This is a genomic window from Salipiger abyssi (genome assembly GCF_001975705.1).
GTDB classification, from domain to species: Bacteria; Pseudomonadota; Alphaproteobacteria; order Rhodobacterales; family Rhodobacteraceae; genus Salipiger; species Salipiger abyssi.
Map to the genome: position 1 here is coordinate 844,311 of NZ_CP015093.1, position 17,752 is coordinate 862,062.

The window sequence follows — 17,752 nt, forward strand, 5'->3', positions numbered from 1 at the left end:
TGTGGCCGATCTCTTCGACAAGGATCCCGGCGCAACGCCCGAAAGCACCGCGCCCCGCCCGCTGGCCGACCGCCTGCGCCCCAGGACGCTGGGCGAGGTGATCGGACAGGAGCAGGTACTGGGCCCCGACGCGCCGCTCGGCGTGATGCTGGCCTCGGGCTCGCTGTCGAGCCTGGTGTTCTGGGGACCGCCGGGCGTAGGCAAGACCACCATCGCGCGGCTGCTGGCGGATGCGACCGAGCTGCATTTCGTGCAGATCAGCGCGATCTTCACCGGCGTGCCGGAGCTGCGCAAGGTCTTCGAGGCGGCCAAGCATCGCCGCGCCAACGGTCAGGGCACGCTGCTGTTCGTCGACGAGATCCACCGTTTCAACAAGGCGCAGCAGGACGGCTTTCTGCCGCATATGGAGGACGGCACCATCCTGCTCGTCGGCGCCACCACCGAGAACCCCAGCTTCGAGCTGAACGCGGCGCTTTTGTCGCGGGCACAGGTGCTGGTGCTGGAACGGCTGGCGCTCGCCGATCTGGAACGGCTGGCGCAGCGCGCCGAGAAGGAGCTCGACCGCCCCCTGCCCCTCGACGGCGCGGCGCGCGAGGCGCTGCTGGAGATGGCCGATGGCGACGGGCGCGCGCTTTTGAACCTCATCGAGCAGGTGATGGCCTGGCGGGTGACGGGCAAGCTCGACACCGATGCGCTGACCCACCGGCTGATGCGGCGCGCGGCGCAATACGACAAATCCGGCGACGGCCATTACAACCTGATCTCGGCGCTGCACAAATCCATCCGCGGCTCCGACCCGGATGCGGCGCTCTACTGGTTCTCGCGGATGCTGGAGGCGGGGGAGGATCCGCGCTTTCTCGCCCGCCGGCTGACCCGCATGGCGGTGGAGGATATCGGCCTCGCCGATCCGCAGGCGCAGGTCGCCTGCATCGATAGCTGGCAGACCTACGAGCGGCTGGGCTCGCCCGAGGGCGAGCTGGCGCTGGCCAATGCGGTAATCTATCTGGCGCTGGCGCCGAAATCCAACGCCGCTTATGCCGCCTACAAGGGCGCCCGGGCGGCGGCGAAAAAGACCGGCTCGCTGATGCCGCCGAAACATATCCTCAACGCCCCCACCAGGCTGATGAAGGATCAGGGCTATGGCAGCGGCTATGCCTACGATCACGACGCCGAGGATGCGTTTTCCGGGCAGGATTACTTCCCCGAGGATATGGGCCGAACGCAGTTCTATGCCCCGGTGGAGCGCGGCTTCGAGCGCGACCTGAAAAAGCGGGTGGAGTATTTCGCCCGGCTGCGACGGGAGCGGAACGGGTAGGATCAGCGGTCGGAACAAGGGGCTCTGTCGCAGGGCTGGACACCGCCGCCTTGGTTCCGTGCCGGGACAACCTCCCCCTGTCCTCCCTGAAGGATCCCCGAGAGCATTCGGGGCGGCAATGCCATGACCACTCGACGCCCGAGAACGCCGCCTTCCTCCACGACCGCCTGCTCCTCGCCCCCTTCCCGCGCTGCGCAAGCTTGACAACAGACGCCCCGCAAGACACATCGCCCGCATGAGCTTCACCCTTCTTCAGGTCGCCCTCGGGGCGCATTGGGCGCGTCGTCGCGCTATCTCACCGGCGTCGGCATGACCGCGCTGATGGGGCGGAGCTTTCCCTGGGGCACGCTGACGGTGAACGTCCTCGGATCCTTTGTCATGGGGGTGCTGGTCGTGGTGCTGGCGAATTTCTCCGCCACGCGGTTCGCCCCCTTCCTCACCATCGGTTTTCTCGGCGGCTTCACCACTTTCTCCTCCTTCTCGCTGGATTTCGCCACGCTCTACGAGCGCGGCGAGGTGGCGCTGGCGCTGGGATATGTGGCCGCCTCTGTGCTGGTCTCGCTGGCGGCGCTCTTCGCCGGGCTTCTGGCCGCAAGGAGCGTCTTCGCATGAGCGGCGTACAGACCATCACCGTCGGTCCCGGCGACGGCGACCAGCGCCTCGACCGCTGGCTCAAGCGGCTCTTCCCGCATCTCCAGCAGGGGCGCATCGAAAAGATGTGCCGCAAGGGCGAGCTGCGCATCGACGGCGCCCGCGCCAAGGCCTCGACCCGGCTCGCGACCGGCCAGCAGGTGCGCATCCCGCCGCTGCCGGAGCCCGATGAGAAACCCGCTGCCGCGCCGAAGCCCAGGGTCTCGGAGGCCGACGCCAAACTCATCCAGTCCTGCGTACTGTGGAAGGACGACCACATCATTGCGCTGAACAAGCCGCCGGGCCTGCCGAGCCAGGGCGGCAGCAAGCAGACGCGCCATGTGGACGGGCTCGCCGAGGCGCTGAGATTCGGCTTCGACGAAAAGCCGCGCCTCGTGCACCGGCTCGACAAGGACACCTCGGGCGTGCTGCTGCTGGCGCGCACCCGCGAGATGGCACAGGCGCTCACCGCCGCGATCCGCCACCGCCGCACGCGCAAGATCTACTGGGCGCTGGTCGCCGGCGTGCCGACCCCTTATCTGGGCGAGATCCGTTACGGGCTGGTCAAGGCCGCCGGGCACGGGCGCCATGGCGAGGGCGAAAAGATGATCTGCGTGCATCCGCGCGACATGAACGCGACCCCCGGCGCGCAGCGGGCGCATACGCTCTACGCCACGCTCTACCGCGTCGCCGGGCGCGCTTCCTGGGTGGCGCTGGAACCGATCACCGGGCGCACCCACCAGCTGCGCGCGCATATGGCCGAGATCGGCCACCCGATCATCGGCGACGGCAAATACGGCGGCTCGGGGCAGGAAAATCTCGGCGACGGCTGGGGCGCGCAGCTTGGCGGGATCATCTCGAAAAAGCTGCACCTGCACGCACGCTCGATCAGCTTCGAGCATCCGGTGACAAGGAAGCCCGTCACGATCACCGCCCCCCTGCCCGAGCATATGGCCCATAGCTGGGAAACGCTGGGCTGGGCCGAGGATATCGCCGCCGACGACCCGTTCGAGGAGCTGCACTGACATGGATCTGCGCCTTGTGATCTTCGATGTCGACGGCACGCTGGTGGACAGCCAGGCCGATATCATGGCCTCGATGACTGCCGCCTTCGAAAGCGCCGGCCTGCCGGTGCCCGACCGCGAGGCGGTGCTGTCGCAGGTCGGGCTGGCGCTGCCCATCGCGCTGATGGAGCTGGCGCCCGCCGCCAAGGCGCAGCACGAGAGCATGATCGACGCCTACAAGCAGCGCTATTTCGGTCTGCGCAGCGAGAAGGGCACGCCGCAGAGCTCGCCGCTCTTCCCGCATGTGCGCAGCGTGCTCGATCAGCTCCATGCGGAGAACGAGACGCTGCTTGGCATCGCCACCGGCAAATCGCGTCGCGGGCTCGACGGGCTGCTCGACGGGCACGACATGCGCCCGCTCTTTGTCACCCAGCAATGCGGCGACGATCACCCGTCGAAACCGCACCCGGCGATGCTCGAGGCGGCGCTGTCGGAAACCGGCGTGCCGGCAAAGCGCGCGGTGATGATCGGCGACACCAGTTTCGACATGCAGATGGCGCGCGCGGCGGGGATGCTCGCGGTGGGCGTCAGCTGGGGATATCACGACGCCGCACGGCTGAAGGACGCGCATCTGGTGATCGACGACATCCGCACCCTGCCCGGCCTGCTGGCACAGATCTGGGAGCAGAGCGCATGAGCGAATGGGCCCCCCGCAGGTTCTACAAGGACGCAACCGCCGCGCCCGCCGAGGGCGGCTATGGCGTGTTTCTCGACGGGCGCCGGGTGATGACCCCGGGAAAATCGCCGCTGGTGGTGCCGACCAGGGCGCTGGCCGAGGAGATCGCGGCGGAATGGCAGGCGCAGGAGGAAAAGATCGACCCCGGCGCGATGCCCTTCACCCGCACCGCCAACAGCGCCATCGAAAAGGTCGCGCCGCAGCGGGAGGCGGTGGCGCAGATGCTGGCGGAATACGGCGACGCCGATCTGCTGTGCTACCGCGCCGAAGAACCCGAGGCGCTGGTGCAGCGCCAGGCCGAGCGCTGGGACCCGATGCTCGACTGGGCCGAGACGGCGCTGGGAGCGCGGCTGGAGCCCCGCACCGGGCTGATGCACGCGGCGCAGGAGCCGGGCGCGCTGGAAGTTCTTGCCGCCCGCGCCCACAGGCTCGACCCGTTCGAACTGGCAGCATTTCACGACCTGGTGTCGCTGAGCGGCTCGCTGATCCTGGGATTCGCCGCGACCGGCACCGAGCATGACCCCGAAGATCTCTGGGCGCTCTCGCGGCTCGACGAGAGCTGGCAGGAAGAGCTCTGGGGCGTCGATGAGGAGGCCCGGGAAATGGCATCGCACAAACGTGCGGCATTTCTTCACGCACATCGCTTTTTTGCCCTGTGTCGAGCCGCTTAATCGGGTCTCGCACCGAATTTCATTGCACAATATGCCGGCATCGCGGGATGTTTTTACCGGACGGGTGGCTTGACCTCCCAGAACGTTTCCGAACAAACTCGCGGGCACCAGAGGGGGGGAGCACCCACTCATCGGTATTCACGGCCTTCGGGCCACGGAACCGGCTCATGAGGGGCCGGACAACAGGAAGAGGTTAACATGAAGAAAACCGTAATCCTTGGCGCACTCACGGTTGCCGGCCTGGCAGCGGGTGCCGCCAGTGCGGCGACTCTCGACGACGTCAAGGCGCGTGGCAACCTGAACTGCGGCGTGTCGACCGGCCTGACCGGCTTCTCGGCCCCCGACGCAAACGGTGTCTGGCAGGGCTTTGACGTGGCGGTCTGCCGTGCCGTTGCCGCCGCCGTTCTCGGCGATCCGATGGCTGTCGAGTTCGTCCCGACCACCGGCCAGACCCGCTTTACCGCGCTCGCCTCCGGCGAGATCGACATGCTGGCCCGCAACACCACCTGGACCTTCTCGCGCGACAACGACCTCAAATTCGAGTTCGTCGGCGTGAACTACTATGACGGCCAGGGCTTCATGATTCCGAAAGAGCTGGGCGTGAGCTCCGCCAAGGAACTCGACGGCGCAACCGTCTGCATCCAGACCGGCACCACCACCGAGCTGAACCTCGCGGATTTCTTCCGCGTGAACAACATCAGCTATGAGCCGGTGCCGATCGAGACCAACGCCGAAGCGCAGCAGCAGTATCTGGCCGGCGCCTGCGACGTCTACACCACCGACGCCTCGGGCCTCGCCGCGACCCGCGCCTCCTTCGAAGCGCCGGGCGATCATGTCATCCTGCCGGAAATCATCTCGAAAGAGCCGCTGGGCCCGCTGGTCCGTCACGGCGACAACGAGTGGGGCGACATCGTCCGCTGGACCCTGAACGCGCTGATCGCCGCCGAAGAATACGGCGTGACCTCGGCCAATATCGGCGAGCTGGCGTCGGCTCCGGGCAACAACCCGGAAATCAACCGTCTGCTGGGCACCGAAGGCGAGCTGGGCGCAATGATCGGTCTCGAGGCCGACTGGGCGCAGAAAGCCATCATGGCCAACGGCAACTACGGCGAGATCTTTGAGAAGAATATCGGCGAAAACACCCCGATCGGCCTGTCGCGCGGCCTGAACGCGCAGTGGACCGACGGCGGCCTGATGTACAGCCCGCCGTTCCGCTGATCGGAACCGGGAACAGGGGCGCGGGGGTAACAGCCCGCGCCCTTTTCACCTGAAGACCCAACAACAAAGACAAATCGAAGACCAATACGAGTTTCCGACGAGAGGCAGGAGGCCGGACCAACCGGCACGACGCCCAGGAAGAACGGAAGCCGCCGGGGAGAAGACAATGACGACCATGACAGACCCGCCGGGGCGTGGCTTCCGGCTGTCGCAGCTTATCTACGACACGCGCTACCGATCCATGACCATCCAGGTGGTCGCGATGATCCTGCTGATGCTGTTGTTCTCCTGGCTCGTCTCGAACACGATCCACAACCTTCAGAATCTGGGCAAGGATTTCGATTTCGGCTTTCTGAGCCAGCCATCGGGTTATGACATCAACCAACGCCTGATCGACTATAACAGCCAGAGCACGCACGGGCGCGCGGCGCTTGTCGGCATCATCAACACGGTGCTGGTGGCGTTCCTGGGCTGTGCCCTCGCCACCATCCTGGGCGTGATCGCCGGCGTGCTGCGCCTGTCGAACAACTGGCTCGTCTCACGGCTCATGGCGGTCTATGTCGAGGGCTTCCGCAACGTGCCGCTGCTGCTCTGGATCGTGCTGATCTTTGCGCTGATGACCGAGAGCACCCCTGCACCGAGCGCCTTCCGCGGCGAAAACCCCGATTCCACGATGCTCTTCGACGTGTTCGCGATCACCAACCGGGGGGTCTATATCCCGGCGATCCATTTCGGCACGCCCTTCTTCGACAACGGATTCTTCAACTGGTTGCTGGTGCTGATCGTGCTGGGCGCGTCGATCTTCGGCATCCAGCGCCTGCGCCACTGGGCCACCGAAAAGCAGGAGGCCACCGGCGCCCGCCCCACCACCTGGTATTTCATTCTCGGCCTGCTGGTGATCCCGACCGCGATCCTCATGGTGCTGATGGGCGCGTTCTGGGACATCCCCTCGCTTCAGGGCTTCAATTTCGGCGGCGGCATCCATCTGCGCAACTCGCTGATCGCGCTCTGGCTGGCGCTGTCGCTCTATACCGGTGCCTTCATCGCCGAGATCGTGCGCGGCGGCATTCTCGCCGTCTCCAAGGGCCAGACAGAGGCCGCCTATGCGCTGGGGCTGCGCCCGGGCACCACGATGAACCTGGTGATCCTGCCGCAGGCAATGCGGGTGATCATCCCGCCGCTGATCTCGCAGTTTCTCAACCTGACCAAGAACAGCTCTCTCGCCATCGCGGTGGGCTATATGGACGTCCGCTCGACCCTGGGCGGCATCACCATCAACCAGACCGGCCGCGAACTCGAAGGCATGCTGCTGCTGGGCCTGTTCTACCTGGTGCTGAGCCTGCTGATTTCGGGTGCGATGAACATCTACAACGCCTCCGTGAAGCTGAAGGAGCGCTGACATGAGCGAAGTACACGCACAGACCGTCGCCTATGTCCGCGACAGCATGGTCGAGCAGCGCGAGCCGCCGCTGTCGCAATCCGGCGCCTACAAGTGGATCCACGAGAACCTGCTGTCCTCCTGGGTCAATGTCCTGCTCACCATCGTTTCGCTCTGGGTGATCTGGGTCGCTCTCAGCCACGTCATCCCCTGGGCGGCGCTGGGGATCTGGAGCGCCGACAGCCTGGCGCAATGCCGCGAGATCCGCGACGAGATCTATGGCGCCGGTGCCTCGGTGGCCTGCTGGGCGGTGATCAGCGAGCGCTGGAACCAGCTGCTCTTCGGCTTCTACCCGCCAGAGCTCTACTGGCGCCCGGTGCTGGCCTTTGTGGTCTTCCTCGCAGCCATCGCACCGGTGCTCTTTGCATCGCTGCCGCGCAAGATGCTCTGGGGCTCGGTTGTGGCACCTTTCGCACTGTTCTGGCTGATCTGGGGCGGTTCGATCTGGATGCCCGTCGCGGTCGCTCTGGGCTTTGTGCTGGGCTGGGCGGTGCTGCGCTTTGCCGGGCCGGCCATCGGCGCGCTCGGCGGGGTTGTCCTCGCCATTGTGGTGCCGGTGCTCTACTGGCTGTTCCTCGCCGGACCGCTGGCCGGCGGGCTCGCGGCGGCTCTCCCCATCGGGCTGGAGCCGGTCGGCTCCAACGATATCGGCGGCTTCATGCTGGCCACGATCATCGGCGTCTCCGGCATCATCCTGTCACTGCCGCTGGGCATCGTGCTGGCGCTGGGGCGGCAGTCGGATCTCTTTATCATCAACAAATGCTCGGTGATCTTTATCGAGGTCATCCGTGGCGTGCCGCTGATCGTGTGGCTCTTCACCGCGTCGCTCCTGCTCAACTACTTCCTGCCGCCGGGAACGAATTTCGACCTCATGCTGCGGGTGATCATCATGGTGACGCTGTTCTCCTCGGCCTATATCGCCGAGGTGGTGCGTGGCGGGCTCGCGGCGCTGCCCAAGGGCCAGTACGAGGCCGCCGACGCGCTGGGGCTCGATTACTGGAAGAGCATGCGGCTGATCATCCTGCCGCAGGCGCTGAAGATCTCGATCCCCGGCATCGTCAACACCTTCATCGGGCTCTTCAAGGACACCACGCTGGTGGTCTTCATCGGCTTGCTCGACCCGATCGGCCTGTCGAATGCGATCCGCGCCAGTACCGAGTGGAACGGCATCTACTGGGAGCTCTTCGTCTTCATCGGCCTGTGCTTCTTCGTGTTCTGCTTCAGCATGGGCCGCTATTCCCTGTTTCTCGAGAAAAAGCTCCGCCGTGAGCACCGTTAAGGAGACCTGACATGCAACAACAAGCGACCGAGACCGTCGACCGCAGCCAGATGCAGGTGTCCGACGAGGTGGCGATCCAGATCACCAAGATGAACAAGTGGTACGGCAGCTTCCACGTGCTGCGCGACATCGACCTGACGGTCCATCGCGGCGAGCGGATCGTCGTCGCAGGCCCGTCGGGCTCGGGGAAATCCACGATGATCCGCTGCATCAACCGGCTGGAAGAGCATCAGGCCGGGCAGATCATCGTCGACGGCACCGAACTGGGATCGGATCTCAAGAATATCGACAAGATCCGCTCCGAAGTCGGCATGGTGTTCCAGCATTTCAACCTCTTCCCGCATCTGACCATCCTGGAGAACTGCACGCTGGCGCCGATCTGGGTGCGCAAGATCCCCAAGAAAGAGGCCGAGGCGACGGCCATGCATTTTCTGGAGAAGGTGAAGATCCCCGAGCAGGCCAACAAATATCCCGGCCAGCTCTCGGGCGGTCAGCAGCAGCGCGTGGCCATCGCCCGTTCGCTCTGCATGAAGCCGCGGATCATGCTCTTCGACGAGCCGACCTCGGCGCTCGACCCGGAGATGATCAAGGAGGTGCTCGACACCATGGTTTCGCTCGCCGAAGAAGGCATGACCATGATCTGCGTGACACATGAGATGGGCTTTGCGCAGGCGGTGGCGAACCGGGTGATCTTTATGGATGCGGGCCAGATCGTGGAGCAGAACGAACCGAACGCGTTCTTCAACAACCCGCAGCACGAGCGCACCAAGCTCTTCCTGAGCCAGATCCTCGGCCACTGAGGCTCCTGCCCCGCAAGCAGACAAAGGCCCGCCCTATCCGGGGCGGGTCTTTTTTTTTGCCGTCCCGCGACGGGCAGAATTTTCGTACGAAGAATCTTAGGGCCCTCCATACACCGCTTCAAACGAGAAGGGCCCGGAAGCATATGCTCCCGGGCCCGATCTCTTACCGTATCAAGAGCGCTCAGCCGCGCTCTTCGACGATCTCCACAAGATGCGGGATCTTGGCGACCATGCCGCGCACGGCGGGCGTGTCTTCCAGTTCGCGCGTCTTGTTCATCTTGTTCAGGCCCAGGCCCACCAGCGTCTGGCGCTGGATGGCGGGGCGGCGGATCGGCGAGCCGATCTGCTTCACGACGATTGTCTTAGCCATGGATCTCAGACCTCCTCGGCCACGAGGGTTGCATCAGCCGACGCTTCTTCGCGCTTCGGCAGGATATCGGCGACCTTCTTGCCGCGACGCTGCGCGACGTTGCGCGGCGACTGCTCGCGGGTCAGGCCGTTCAGCGTGGCACGGATCATGTTGTAGGGGTTCTGCGACCCGGTCGATTTGGCGACCACGTCGTGAATACCCAGCATTTCGAACACGGCACGCATCGGACCACCGGCGATGATCCCGGTCCCGGTCGGTGCGGTGCGCATGACGACCTTGCCGGCGCCGTGGCGGCCTTCGATGTCGTGATGCAGCGTGCGGCCTTCTTTCAGCGGCACGCGGATCATCTTGCGCTTGGCCTGCTCGGTGGCCTTGCGGATGGCCTCGGGGACCTCCTTGGCCTTGCCCTTACCAAAGCCGACGCGGCCCTTCTGGTCGCCCACGACAACAAGCGCGGCGAAGCCGAAGCGCTTACCGCCCTTCACGGTCTTGGACACGCGGTTGATCGCAACCAGGCGATCGGCGAATTCCGGGGTCTCGTCGCGGTCGCGACGGTTGCCACGGCGGTTATCACGTTCTGCCATCAGGCATTCCTCTGTTCAGGGTCGGCGCGCATCGGCCAAGGCCGTCTTGCACCGGTTTTCTCCAATCCAGGTGCCGCGCATGTCGCGCTGGCCCGGATCATCGAGGCGTCTCCGCCTACAGGAAACGGGGCGACGACGCCGCCCCGAGGAACGATGCGCAGGGTGGGCAATTTGCCCACCGCCACGATCAGAGTTTCAGGCCCGCCTCACGCGCGGCGTCGGCCAGAGCCTTGACGCGACCGTGATACAGAAAGCCGCCGCGGTCGAAATAGGCTTCTTCCACGCCGGCTGCCTTTGCGCGCTCGGCCAGCAGAGCACCGACCTTCTGGGCCGCCTCCACATTGCCTTTGCCGACGACGCCCAGATCCTTCTCCATCGAGGAGGCGGATGCGAGCGTCACGCCGCGCACGTCGTCGATCAGCTGCACGCTGATATTCTTGTTCGAGCGGTGAACCGACAGCCGCACACGGCCGGCGTTCACCTTGCGAAGCTTGTTCCGGACGCGCAGGCGGCGCTTGAGGAACAGATCCCGTTTGCTGTTTGCCATTTTTCGCGTCCTTACTTCTTCTTGCCTTCCTTGGCAAAGATGTACTCACCCTTGTAGCGAATACCCTTGCCTTTGTACGGCTCCGGACGGCGCCAGTCGCGGATATTGGCCGCGACCTGACCGACCACCTGTGCGTCATGCCCCTCGACGACGATTTCCGTCGGCTTCGGCGTGGTGACCGTGATGCCCTGCGGAATGTCGAAGTTCACATCGTGGCTGTAGCCGAGGTTCAGCTTCAGAGTGGAGCCCTGAACCTGCGCGCGGTAACCCACGCCCTGGATCTCGAGCTCTTTCTTGAAGGTGTTCGAGACACCGTGGACCATGTTGGCCACGATGGTCCGCGACATGCCCCACTGCTGACGGGCGCGCTTGGAATTGCCGCGCGGCGTCACGGTGACGGCGTTGTCCTCGACCGCGATGGTGACATCGTCGGTGGCGTTGAAGATCTGGCTGCCTTTCGGCCCCTTCACTTCCACGGTCTGGCCGCTGACGGATGCGGAAACACCCGAGGGCAGCTCAACCGGCTTTTTCCCAATACGAGACATGCGTCCCTCCTTAGAATACCGTGCAGAGCACCTCGCCGCCGACATTGGCAGCGCGGGCGTTTGCGTCCGACATCACGCCCTTCGGCGTGCTGACAATCGACACACCCAGGCCCTGACGGACCGAGGGGATGTCCTTGACACCCATATAGACGCGGCGACCGGGCTTGGAGACCCGCTGAAGCTCGCGAATGACGGGGGTGCCGTCGAAATATTTCAGGCTGATTTCCAGGGTCGGGTGACCGTTGGAATCGGTGCCGGACTCGTAGCCGCGGATGTAGCCTTCGTCTGCCAGCACGTCGAGCACCCAGGCACGCAGCTTGGAGGCCGGCGTGGTGACGGTGGACTTGCCGCGCATCTGCGAGTTGCGGATCCGGGTGAGCATATCGCCGATAGGATCGTTCATATCATACCCTCCTTACCAGCTCGACTTGACCACACCGGGAAGCTGACCGTTCGAGCCGAGGTCGCGCAGGGCGATCCGGCTGATCTTGAGCTTGCGGTAGTAAGCATGGGGACGACCCGTCAGCTGGCAGCGGTTGTGCAGCCGGGTGGGCGAGGAATTGCGCGGCAGTTTCGCCAGCTTCAGGCGGGCCTTGAAGCGCTCTTCCATAGGTTTGGATTCGTCGGTCGCGATCTCTTTGAGCTCAGCGCGCTTGGCGGCGTATTTCTCCACCAGCGCCTGGCGCTTCTTCTCGCGTTCGATCATGGATTTCTTGGCCATGTGTCTCGCTCCTCAGGCGTTGAAGGGCATGTTGAAATGCTTCAACAGCGCCTTGGCTTCCGCGTCGGTCGCGGCGGTGGTGGTGATGATGATGTCCATGCCCCAGACCTCGTCGACCTTGTCGAACTCGATCTCGGGGAAGACGATGTGTTCCTTGACGCCCATGGCGAAGTTGCCGCGCCCGTCGAAGGACGGCTTCACGCCACGGAAGTCGCGGATGCGGGGCATCGCGATACCGATCAGGCGGTCGAGGAAATCATACATCCGGTCACCGCGGAGCGTGACCTTGGCACCGAGCGGCATCTCTTCACGAACGCGGAAGCCGGCGATCGACTTCTTGGCTTTCGTGGTGACGGCTTTCTGACCGGCGATGGTGGTCAGATCCTCGACGGCCGATTTGGCCTTCTTGGAATCGCGCACCGCCTCGGCACCGCAGCCGATGTTCAGAACGATCTTGTCCAGACGCGGGATCTGCATGTCGTTCTTGTAGCCGAACTCTTCCTTCATCGCGGCCTTGATGCTGTCGCGGAACAGCGTCTTCAGGCGCGGGGTATAGGTCGCGGTATCAAGCATCGATCACGTCCCCCGTGGTCTTGGCAAAACGGACCTTCTTGTCGCCTTCCATGCGGAAGCCCACGCGGGTCGGTTTGCCGTTGGCATCGACGATGGCGAGGTTGCTGAGGTCGATGGGCATCGCCTGCGGCAGACGGCCGCCTTGCGACGTCTGGCTCTGGCGGGTGTGGCGGACGGCCATGTTGACGCCGCCGACAACGGCCTTGCCGGTTTTCGGGCTGACGGACTCGATGGTCCCGGTCTTGCCCTTGTCCTTGCCGGCGAGAACGATGACGTTGTCGCCCTTTTTCAGTTTGGCAGCCATGGTCAGAGCACCTCCGGAGCCAGCGAGATGATCTTCATGAAGTTCTTCGCACGCAGCTCGCGCACCACCGGCCCGAAGATACGGGTGCCGACGGGCTCATTCGAGTTGTTCAGAATGACGGCGGCGTTGCGGTCGAAGCGGATGGTGGTGCCGTCTTCACGGCGGACTTCCTTGGCGGTGCGCACGACGACGGCCTTGCGGACGTCACCCTTCTTCACGCGACCGCGCGGAATGGCCTCTTTCACCGATACGACGATGATGTCGCCGACCGATGCATAGCGGCGATGCGAGCCGCCGAGGACCTTGATGCACTGAACTTTCCGGGCACCGGAATTGTCAGCGACATCCAGATTGGTCTGCATCTGGATCATGTGGTTTCTCCCGACCTTTGGGGGTTGTTCTTGGTCTACCCCCCAGGGTTTCGATCAAACCGGAATGTGGTCGTGGATTACTCCGCGATCACCTCCCAGCGTTTCGTTTTCGACTTGGGCGCGCATTCGATGATGCGGACCATATCGCCGACAGCGAATTTTTCCGCCTCGTCATGAGCGCGGTATTTCTTCGACTTCTTGATGGTCTTCTGCAGCACGGGGTGCTTGAAGCGGCGGACCACCTGAACCGTGACGGTCTGGGCGTTGGCGGTGGAGGTCACGGTGCCTTGCAGGATACGCTTGGGCATGATTGGAACTCCTTATTCCGCAGACGCCGCAGCAGCGGCTTTCTGGTTGAGCACGGTGTTGACCCGCGCCACGTCGCGGCGCACCTGACGGATGCGTGCGGTGTTTTCGATCTGGCCGGTGGCTTTCTGGAAGCGGAGGTTGAAGGCCTCCTTCTTCAGCGCCACAAGCTCGTCCCGGAGCTGGTCCGGGGTCTTCGAGCTGAGCTCTTTGGCGTCCATGTCGGTCGCTCCTTCGTTGCAACATCACCGGAGGGCCCCGTCGTTACGCGGGTCACCCTGATTCCCGGTGGAGGTGGATGAGCGGGCTCTATAGGCTGGTTAGGGGACGTTGGCAAGGGTATTGAAGCTGCTTCGCAACGCAGCGAATGTTCGTTAACTTTCCATTCGGGAAACCAGAGGATCAACCACTGACAAATTTTCATCCTAGCGCCAGTCTTAAGATCTTTGGTGTTACACCAAGAGACCCAGGCTACGTCTATCTTTGTGAAGATCGAGGAAGATACAAAATCGGCAGATCTAGGAATCCTTGGAAGCGTCTCCGGGAGGCTTTCACTTGGTCGCCTTCAATTCAAATTCTCGCGCAAAAGCCGTTCTGGAACCATTGTGAAGTCGAAGATGCCCTACACACAGGGCTCGCAGCTTTTTGGTCCGTCCGCGAATGGTTCGATTTTCAAGCCGATCCGTTTTGTGAATGCTTTGTGGAGGGTTTCTGTGCTTTTGACAATCAAGACATCAACAAAAACTCCATTGATTTCATATACTTCATGAATGGAAATGGCATGTCAGAGTTCACTCTAGAGCGTTCGAGGACGAGAATCTCAAAGGCAGCATTTCTCAAGAACCCATACAAATAGTCCTATCATCTTACCGTCGGAGTCCGGCAGCGTTGGGAACTTGCACTCGAAGCTTCCGCGCTCCGCCCGTTCACGCCTCAAACGCTCCCCCGGAGCGTTTGCCGGGCAAAGCCCGGACCGGCACTCACTCCCACTTATAGTTGAAGCTCACCGAAATCCGCTCTTCTGCGGCCGGGTTCGGCGGCACCTCGTGGCGTAGCCAGCTTTCCCAGAGCAGGATGTCCCCGACCTCGGGCGTCTCATACACAAACGCCTTCAGCTCCTCGCGGCATCCCTTCCGGCGCGCAGGCGCGGCCATCATGAAGCCCAGGCGCGGGTCTTCCAGCTTCAGCGCCGAGGTGCCGCCGGGCATCGCCACATAGGTCGTGCCCGAGATCACCGAATGCGGGTGGATATGCGAGGCGTGGGTGCCACCCTCGGGCAGAATGTTGATCCAGATGTCCTCGAGCACCAGCGCCTTGTCGCCCAGATCGAATTCCAGATCCTCGGCGAAGGCCGCCACATGCTTGTCGAGCGCCGCGACCAGATCGGCGAAGACCGGGAAGCGCCAGGGCAGATCGGTCAGCGAGGCATAAGAGGTGTAGCCGGGATAGTTGTTCTCGTCGCACCATGCCTGCCCCGCCTCGTCGTCCTCGGCGATGGACCAGCAGGAGGCTTCCAGCTCGGCGGTGTCGATGGCGGGCGCATGCTCGGAGAGAGGGGCGCGGTAGAGGCGGGTCGCGAAGAGGGATCGGATCTGGGTCATGCCGCCTCATAGCGCGAGTCGCGGGGGCTGGCGAGGGGATTGAAGAGCGGTGGAAGCACCCGCCCCGGACCTGATCCGGGGCCTCGTGGTTTCCGGTGAGGCCATCACGATCCGCCAACGCATCACGTACAAAGACCGATCTTTGTCCATCAGAGGAATGTGTCGCCGCACCTTTCCAAATGTCATAAAAAACCTTTGTTGGCAGGTCTTCAATGGGCATACAGAGATTATGAAACACCGTTTTCTCGATGCAGTCTACATTGGCTCTCTTGCAGCCATGAGCTTGGTTGGACTGGGCTACGATTCTCTTTCACTTGACTTAGCAGCGCCCGGTCCGGATGGACCGTTCTTTTGTCGGGAGTTGCAGAGCTCCGGCGGAGACGACAGTTTAATGGTATTGGTGTTCGGGACCTTCACCATTCCGCTTTTACTCAGGGTGATCAGGTTCGGTCGCCAATTCTCTTCTATTGAAACCGCGACATTCTCTATTTGTCTTGGCCTCACATTGGTGTCGCTCTGGATTGCCAGCCTGGACTGCGCATCGCTCCTATATACGGCAATTTTTGTCCCGGATCCGCTGCTGGCCATCGCATTGATTGCGATACCGGTCGCAACAACTACGCTCTTAGCGCTACGCGTAGTGCGCTGATCGCAATCGCCACCGTTGCCGGTATGTCACCCTTTCACAATTCGACGGCATCGCGCTGTATCCGAGAGGTGCCCGCGAAATGACGCCATTCGAACGAGCTTTCTCACGAGCGCGAAAGGCTCCAAGCCCCGAAAACCTCGAATCAGGCGCGGGACTGAGACGCCAACGGGAGACCCACAAAGAAGAACCCCCGCCGGTCTCCCGGCGGGGGTCAAAATTTTCAGCGGTGCGCGACCCGGACGGTTTCTGTGAAACCGCCTCCATCGCGCCCGGCGGCAAAGCCGCCGGTTACCAGTCCTCGCGGACCACCACGCGGGTCTTGATCGGCAGCTTCATCGCGGCCAGACGCAGCGCCTCGCGGGCGATGTCTTCGGCGACGCCGTCGATCTCGAACATCACGCGGCCCGGCTTGACCTTGCAGGCCCAGTAATCGACCGAGCCCTTACCCTTACCCATCCGAACCTCGGTGGGTTTCGAGGTCACCGGGGTATCCGGGAAGATCCGGATCCAGACGCGGCCCTGACGCTTCATGTGACGCGTCATGGCACGACGAGCGGCCTCGATCTGGCGCGCGGTGACGCGCTCGGGTTGCAGAGCCTTCAGGCCGTAATGGCCGAAGTTCAGGTCGGAACCGCCCTTGGCCTCACCTTTGATGCGGCCCTTGAACATCTTCCGGAACTTGGTGCGTTTCGGTTGCAGCATGTCTCAAACTCCCTCAGCGACGGCCGCCCATGGCGCCGCGCGGAGCCGGACCGTCCTGGATTTCCTGCGACTTGCGGTCGCGGGCAGCCGGGTCGTGCTCCATGATTTCGCCTTTGAAGATCCAGACCTTGATCCCGATGATACCATAGGGGGTCGTGGCTTCGACGTGCGCGTAGTCGATATCCGCGCGCAGGGTGTGCAGGGGCACACGGCCTTCGCGATACCATTCGGTCCGTGCGATCTCGGCACCGCCGAGACGGCCCGCGACGTTCACCCGGATCCCCAGCGCGCCCATGCGCATGGCGTTCTGCACCGCGCGCTTCATGGCACGGCGGAACGACACACGGCGCTCGAGCTGCTGCGCGATGCTCTCACCCACAAGACGGGCATCGAGCTCGGGCTTGCGGACCTCGACGATGTTGAGGTGCAGCTCGCTGTCGGTCATCTTCGCCAGCTTCTTGCGCAGGGTTTCGATGTCTGCGCCTTTCTTGCCGATGATGACGCCCGGACGGGCGGTGTGAATGGTCACGCGGCACTTCTTGTGCGGACGCTCGATGATGACGCGCGCCACACCGGCCTGCTTGCACTCTTCGTGGATGAACTCGCGGATGGCGATGTCTTCCAGAAGCAGGTCACCATAGTCCTTGGTGTCGGCGTACCAGCGGCTGTCCCAGGTGCGGTTGACCTGAAGGCGCATGCCGATCGGATTGGTCTTGTTACCCATTAGGCTTGCTCCTCGATCTGACGCACCTTGATGGTGAGTTCCGAGAACGGCTTGTTGATGCGGCCGAAACGGCCACGCGCCCGGGGACGGCCACGCTTCATCACAAGGTTCTTGCCCACATAGGCCTCGGCGACGACGAGCTCGTCAACGTCCAGACCGTGGTTGTTCTCGGCATTCGCGATAGCGGACTGAAGGCATTTCTTCACGTCCACGGCGATCCGCTTTTTCGAGAAGGTCAGGTCCGTGAGGGCCTTTTCCACCTTCTTGCCGCGGATCAGCGCGGCCACCAGGTTCAGCTTCTGCGGCGAGGTGCGCAGCATGCGGAGCTTTGCCATCGCCTCGTTGTCCGCCACGCGGCGGGGATTCTTATCCTTGCCCATGGCTTACTTCCTCTTGGCTTTCTTGTCGGCCGCATGCCCGTAGTAGGTACGGGTCGGTGCGTATTCGCCGAATTTCTGGCCGATCATGTCTTCGGAGACGTTCACGGGAACATGCTTGTGGCCGTTATAGACGCCAAACGTCAGACCCACGAACTGGGGCAGGATCGTCGAGCGGCGCGACCAGATCTTGATGACTTCGTTCTTGCCGCTTTCGCGTACCTTCTCGGCCTTCTTCAGGACGTAGGCATCGACGAAAGGGCCTTTCCAAACAGAGCGCGACATAT

General features: G+C 63.3%; 26 protein-coding genes and 1 pseudogene. 11 read left to right on the forward strand and 16 right to left on the reverse strand.

Annotation, left to right across the window (positions count from 1 at the left end; genetic code table 11):
- The first annotated feature begins 1 nt into the window (after position 1).
- The 9 genes and pseudogenes from Ga0080574_RS07675 to Ga0080574_RS07715 all read left to right on the forward strand — a co-directional run bounded on the left by Ga0080574_RS07675 (position 2) and on the right by Ga0080574_RS07715 (position 9,091).
- Positions 2 to 1,315, forward strand: coding sequence for a replication-associated recombination protein A (locus Ga0080574_RS07675; protein ID WP_076696701.1), 1,314 nt, complete (start codon positions 2 to 4; stop codon positions 1,313 to 1,315).
- Positions 1,316 to 1,550: 235 nt separating this feature from the next.
- Positions 1,551 to 1,927, forward strand: a pseudogene (crcB, locus tag Ga0080574_RS07680) (fluoride efflux transporter CrcB).
- Positions 1,924 to 2,970 carry an RluA family pseudouridine synthase gene (locus Ga0080574_RS07685; RefSeq protein WP_076696703.1) on the forward strand — a complete coding sequence of 349 codons (1,047 nt, stop codon included), beginning with the start codon at positions 1,924 to 1,926 and terminating at the stop codon, positions 2,968 to 2,970. Before crcB ends, Ga0080574_RS07685 begins: the two are co-directional and overlap by 4 nt.
- Position 2,971: 1 nt before the next feature.
- Entirely contained in the window at positions 2,972 to 3,646 is a 675-nt protein-coding gene (locus Ga0080574_RS07690) for an HAD-IA family hydrolase (protein WP_076696706.1), read from the forward strand.
- Positions 3,643 to 4,356, forward strand: coding sequence for an ATP12 family chaperone protein (locus Ga0080574_RS07695; protein WP_076696708.1), 714 nt, complete (start codon positions 3,643 to 3,645; stop codon positions 4,354 to 4,356). The genes Ga0080574_RS07690 and Ga0080574_RS07695 overlap by 4 nt, the downstream gene beginning before the upstream one ends.
- Positions 4,357 to 4,554: 198 nt before the next feature.
- Positions 4,555 to 5,574 (forward strand): amino acid ABC transporter substrate-binding protein, encoded by a 1,020-nt coding sequence (locus tag Ga0080574_RS07700; protein WP_076696710.1) that lies wholly within the window; start codon positions 4,555 to 4,557, stop codon positions 5,572 to 5,574.
- Positions 5,575 to 5,740: 166 nt separating this feature from the next.
- Positions 5,741 to 6,973: an amino acid ABC transporter permease gene (locus tag Ga0080574_RS07705; protein WP_076696712.1), complete on the forward strand. Its 1,233-nt coding sequence runs from the start codon at positions 5,741 to 5,743 to the stop codon at positions 6,971 to 6,973.
- 1 nt (position 6,974) lies between these two features.
- Positions 6,975 to 8,291, forward strand: coding sequence for an amino acid ABC transporter permease (locus Ga0080574_RS07710; protein ID WP_076696714.1), 1,317 nt, complete (start codon positions 6,975 to 6,977; stop codon positions 8,289 to 8,291).
- A gap of 11 nt (positions 8,292 to 8,302) precedes the next feature.
- Positions 8,303 to 9,091: an amino acid ABC transporter ATP-binding protein gene (locus tag Ga0080574_RS07715; RefSeq protein ID WP_076696716.1), complete on the forward strand. Its 789-nt coding sequence runs from the start codon at positions 8,303 to 8,305 to the stop codon at positions 9,089 to 9,091.
- A 181-nt stretch (positions 9,092 to 9,272) separates the two neighbouring features.
- On the opposite strand, the gene rpmD is transcribed toward Ga0080574_RS07715, so the two are convergent.
- The 11 genes from rpmD to rpmC form a co-directional block, all read right to left on the reverse strand.
- Positions 9,273 to 9,461, reverse strand: a complete 189-nt coding sequence (rpmD, locus tag Ga0080574_RS07720; protein WP_007255202.1) for a 50S ribosomal protein L30 — start codon at positions 9,459 to 9,461, stop codon at positions 9,273 to 9,275.
- A gap of 5 nt (positions 9,462 to 9,466) precedes the next feature.
- The gene (rpsE, locus tag Ga0080574_RS07725; protein ID WP_076696718.1) at positions 9,467 to 10,045 is read right to left on the reverse strand and encodes a 30S ribosomal protein S5; all 579 of its coding nucleotides are present in this window, start codon (positions 10,043 to 10,045) and stop codon (positions 9,467 to 9,469) included.
- 187 nt (positions 10,046 to 10,232) lie between these two features.
- Positions 10,233 to 10,592, reverse strand: coding sequence for a 50S ribosomal protein L18 (gene rplR / locus Ga0080574_RS07730; protein WP_076696720.1), 360 nt, complete (start codon positions 10,590 to 10,592; stop codon positions 10,233 to 10,235).
- 11 nt (positions 10,593 to 10,603) lie between these two features.
- On the reverse strand, positions 10,604 to 11,137 hold the full coding sequence (rplF, locus tag Ga0080574_RS07735; RefSeq protein ID WP_076696722.1) for a 50S ribosomal protein L6: 534 nt from the start codon (positions 11,135 to 11,137) through the stop codon (positions 10,604 to 10,606).
- A 10-nt stretch (positions 11,138 to 11,147) separates the two neighbouring features.
- Positions 11,148 to 11,540 (reverse strand): 30S ribosomal protein S8, encoded by a 393-nt coding sequence (gene rpsH / locus Ga0080574_RS07740; RefSeq protein WP_076696724.1) that lies wholly within the window; start codon positions 11,538 to 11,540, stop codon positions 11,148 to 11,150.
- A 12-nt stretch (positions 11,541 to 11,552) separates the two neighbouring features.
- Entirely contained in the window at positions 11,553 to 11,858 is a 306-nt protein-coding gene (gene rpsN / locus Ga0080574_RS07745) for a 30S ribosomal protein S14 (RefSeq protein ID WP_076696726.1), read from the reverse strand.
- Positions 11,859 to 11,870: 12 nt separating this feature from the next.
- On the reverse strand, positions 11,871 to 12,431 hold the full coding sequence (gene rplE, locus Ga0080574_RS07750) for a 50S ribosomal protein L5 (RefSeq protein WP_076696728.1): 561 nt from the start codon (positions 12,429 to 12,431) through the stop codon (positions 11,871 to 11,873).
- The gene (gene rplX, locus Ga0080574_RS07755) at positions 12,424 to 12,735 is read right to left on the reverse strand and encodes a 50S ribosomal protein L24 (RefSeq protein WP_076696730.1); all 312 of its coding nucleotides are present in this window, start codon (positions 12,733 to 12,735) and stop codon (positions 12,424 to 12,426) included. Before rplX ends, rplE begins: the two co-directional genes overlap by 8 nt.
- Positions 12,736 to 12,737: 2 nt before the next feature.
- Complete coding sequence (gene rplN, locus Ga0080574_RS07760; RefSeq protein ID WP_076696732.1) at positions 12,738 to 13,106, reverse strand: 50S ribosomal protein L14; 369 nt, start codon at positions 13,104 to 13,106, stop codon at positions 12,738 to 12,740.
- A gap of 77 nt (positions 13,107 to 13,183) precedes the next feature.
- Entirely contained in the window at positions 13,184 to 13,414 is a 231-nt protein-coding gene (rpsQ, locus tag Ga0080574_RS07765) for a 30S ribosomal protein S17 (RefSeq protein ID WP_008885289.1), read from the reverse strand.
- Between the two features lie 12 nt (positions 13,415 to 13,426).
- Positions 13,427 to 13,633 (reverse strand): 50S ribosomal protein L29, encoded by a 207-nt coding sequence (gene rpmC, locus Ga0080574_RS07770; RefSeq protein WP_076696734.1) that lies wholly within the window; start codon positions 13,631 to 13,633, stop codon positions 13,427 to 13,429.
- A 146-nt stretch (positions 13,634 to 13,779) separates the two neighbouring features.
- Between rpmC and Ga0080574_RS26910 the strand changes: the two genes are divergently transcribed.
- Entirely contained in the window at positions 13,780 to 14,268 is a 489-nt protein-coding gene (locus Ga0080574_RS26910) for a GIY-YIG nuclease family protein (RefSeq protein WP_076696736.1), read from the forward strand.
- Positions 14,269 to 14,392: 124 nt separating this feature from the next.
- Here the strand turns inward: Ga0080574_RS26910 and Ga0080574_RS07780 are convergent, their stop codons facing one another.
- Positions 14,393 to 15,013, reverse strand: coding sequence for a TIGR02466 family protein (locus Ga0080574_RS07780; protein WP_076696738.1), 621 nt, complete (start codon positions 15,011 to 15,013; stop codon positions 14,393 to 14,395).
- Positions 15,014 to 15,062: 49 nt separating this feature from the next.
- On the opposite strand from Ga0080574_RS07780, the gene Ga0080574_RS07785 reads away from it, so the two are divergent.
- Positions 15,063 to 15,662, forward strand: a complete 600-nt coding sequence (locus Ga0080574_RS07785; RefSeq protein WP_076696741.1) for a hypothetical protein — start codon at positions 15,063 to 15,065, stop codon at positions 15,660 to 15,662.
- Between the two features lie 288 nt (positions 15,663 to 15,950).
- On the opposite strand, the gene rplP is transcribed toward Ga0080574_RS07785, so the two are convergent.
- From rplP to rpsS, 4 genes are read right to left on the reverse strand one after another with little or no spacing between them, the layout of a single operon-like run.
- Positions 15,951 to 16,364, reverse strand: a complete 414-nt coding sequence (gene rplP / locus Ga0080574_RS07790) for a 50S ribosomal protein L16 (protein ID WP_076696743.1) — start codon at positions 16,362 to 16,364, stop codon at positions 15,951 to 15,953.
- Between the two features lie 13 nt (positions 16,365 to 16,377).
- Positions 16,378 to 17,088 (reverse strand): 30S ribosomal protein S3, encoded by a 711-nt coding sequence (gene rpsC, locus Ga0080574_RS07795; protein WP_076696745.1) that lies wholly within the window; start codon positions 17,086 to 17,088, stop codon positions 16,378 to 16,380.
- On the reverse strand, positions 17,088 to 17,468 hold the full coding sequence (rplV, locus tag Ga0080574_RS07800) for a 50S ribosomal protein L22 (RefSeq protein ID WP_007792768.1): 381 nt from the start codon (positions 17,466 to 17,468) through the stop codon (positions 17,088 to 17,090). Before rplV ends, rpsC begins: the two co-directional genes overlap by 1 nt.
- A 3-nt stretch (positions 17,469 to 17,471) precedes the next feature.
- On the reverse strand, positions 17,472 to 17,750 hold the full coding sequence (rpsS, locus tag Ga0080574_RS07805; protein WP_076696747.1) for a 30S ribosomal protein S19: 279 nt from the start codon (positions 17,748 to 17,750) through the stop codon (positions 17,472 to 17,474).
- Positions 17,751 to 17,752 lie beyond the last annotated feature (2 nt).

Coding starts and splice junctions, on each gene's coding strand:
- rplP (WP_076696743.1), bottom strand. CDS start 16,364: ATGCTGCAACCGAAACGCACCAAGTTCCGGAAGATGTTCAAGGGCCGC.
- rplR (WP_076696720.1), bottom strand. CDS start 10,592: ATGGCAAACAGCAAACGGGATCTGTTCCTCAAGCGCCGCCTGCGCGTC.
- Ga0080574_RS07780 (WP_076696738.1), bottom strand. CDS start 15,013: ATGACCCAGATCCGATCCCTCTTCGCGACCCGCCTCTACCGCGCCCCT.
- rplN (WP_076696732.1), bottom strand. CDS start 13,106: ATGATCCAGATGCAGACCAATCTGGATGTCGCTGACAATTCCGGTGCC.
- rpmC (WP_076696734.1), bottom strand. CDS start 13,633: ATGGACGCCAAAGAGCTCAGCTCGAAGACCCCGGACCAGCTCCGGGAC.
- Ga0080574_RS07715 (WP_076696716.1), top strand. CDS start 8,303: ATGCAACAACAAGCGACCGAGACCGTCGACCGCAGCCAGATGCAGGTG.
- rplX (WP_076696730.1), bottom strand. CDS start 12,735: ATGGCTGCCAAACTGAAAAAGGGCGACAACGTCATCGTTCTCGCCGGC.
- rpsQ (WP_008885289.1), bottom strand. CDS start 13,414: ATGCCCAAGCGTATCCTGCAAGGCACCGTGACCTCCACCGCCAACGCC.
- rpsN (WP_076696726.1), bottom strand. CDS start 11,858: ATGGCCAAGAAATCCATGATCGAACGCGAGAAGAAGCGCCAGGCGCTG.
- rplE (WP_076696728.1), bottom strand. CDS start 12,431: ATGCTTGATACCGCGACCTATACCCCGCGCCTGAAGACGCTGTTCCGC.
- Ga0080574_RS07690 (WP_076696706.1), top strand. CDS start 2,972: ATGGATCTGCGCCTTGTGATCTTCGATGTCGACGGCACGCTGGTGGAC.
- rpsS (WP_076696747.1), bottom strand. CDS start 17,750: ATGTCGCGCTCTGTTTGGAAAGGCCCTTTCGTCGATGCCTACGTCCTG.
- rpsH (WP_076696724.1), bottom strand. CDS start 11,540: ATGAACGATCCTATCGGCGATATGCTCACCCGGATCCGCAACTCGCAG.
- Ga0080574_RS26910 (WP_076696736.1), top strand. CDS start 13,780: ATGTTCGTTAACTTTCCATTCGGGAAACCAGAGGATCAACCACTGACA.
- rplV (WP_007792768.1), bottom strand. CDS start 17,468: ATGGGCAAGGATAAGAATCCCCGCCGCGTGGCGGACAACGAGGCGATG.
- Ga0080574_RS07695 (WP_076696708.1), top strand. CDS start 3,643: ATGAGCGAATGGGCCCCCCGCAGGTTCTACAAGGACGCAACCGCCGCG.
- Ga0080574_RS07685 (WP_076696703.1), top strand. CDS start 1,924: ATGAGCGGCGTACAGACCATCACCGTCGGTCCCGGCGACGGCGACCAG.
- Ga0080574_RS07705 (WP_076696712.1), top strand. CDS start 5,741: ATGACGACCATGACAGACCCGCCGGGGCGTGGCTTCCGGCTGTCGCAG.
- Ga0080574_RS07700 (WP_076696710.1), top strand. CDS start 4,555: ATGAAGAAAACCGTAATCCTTGGCGCACTCACGGTTGCCGGCCTGGCA.
- rpmD (WP_007255202.1), bottom strand. CDS start 9,461: ATGGCTAAGACAATCGTCGTGAAGCAGATCGGCTCGCCGATCCGCCGC.
- Ga0080574_RS07710 (WP_076696714.1), top strand. CDS start 6,975: ATGAGCGAAGTACACGCACAGACCGTCGCCTATGTCCGCGACAGCATG.
- rpsE (WP_076696718.1), bottom strand. CDS start 10,045: ATGGCAGAACGTGATAACCGCCGTGGCAACCGTCGCGACCGCGACGAG.
- rplF (WP_076696722.1), bottom strand. CDS start 11,137: ATGTCTCGTATTGGGAAAAAGCCGGTTGAGCTGCCCTCGGGTGTTTCC.
- rpsC (WP_076696745.1), bottom strand. CDS start 17,088: ATGGGTAACAAGACCAATCCGATCGGCATGCGCCTTCAGGTCAACCGC.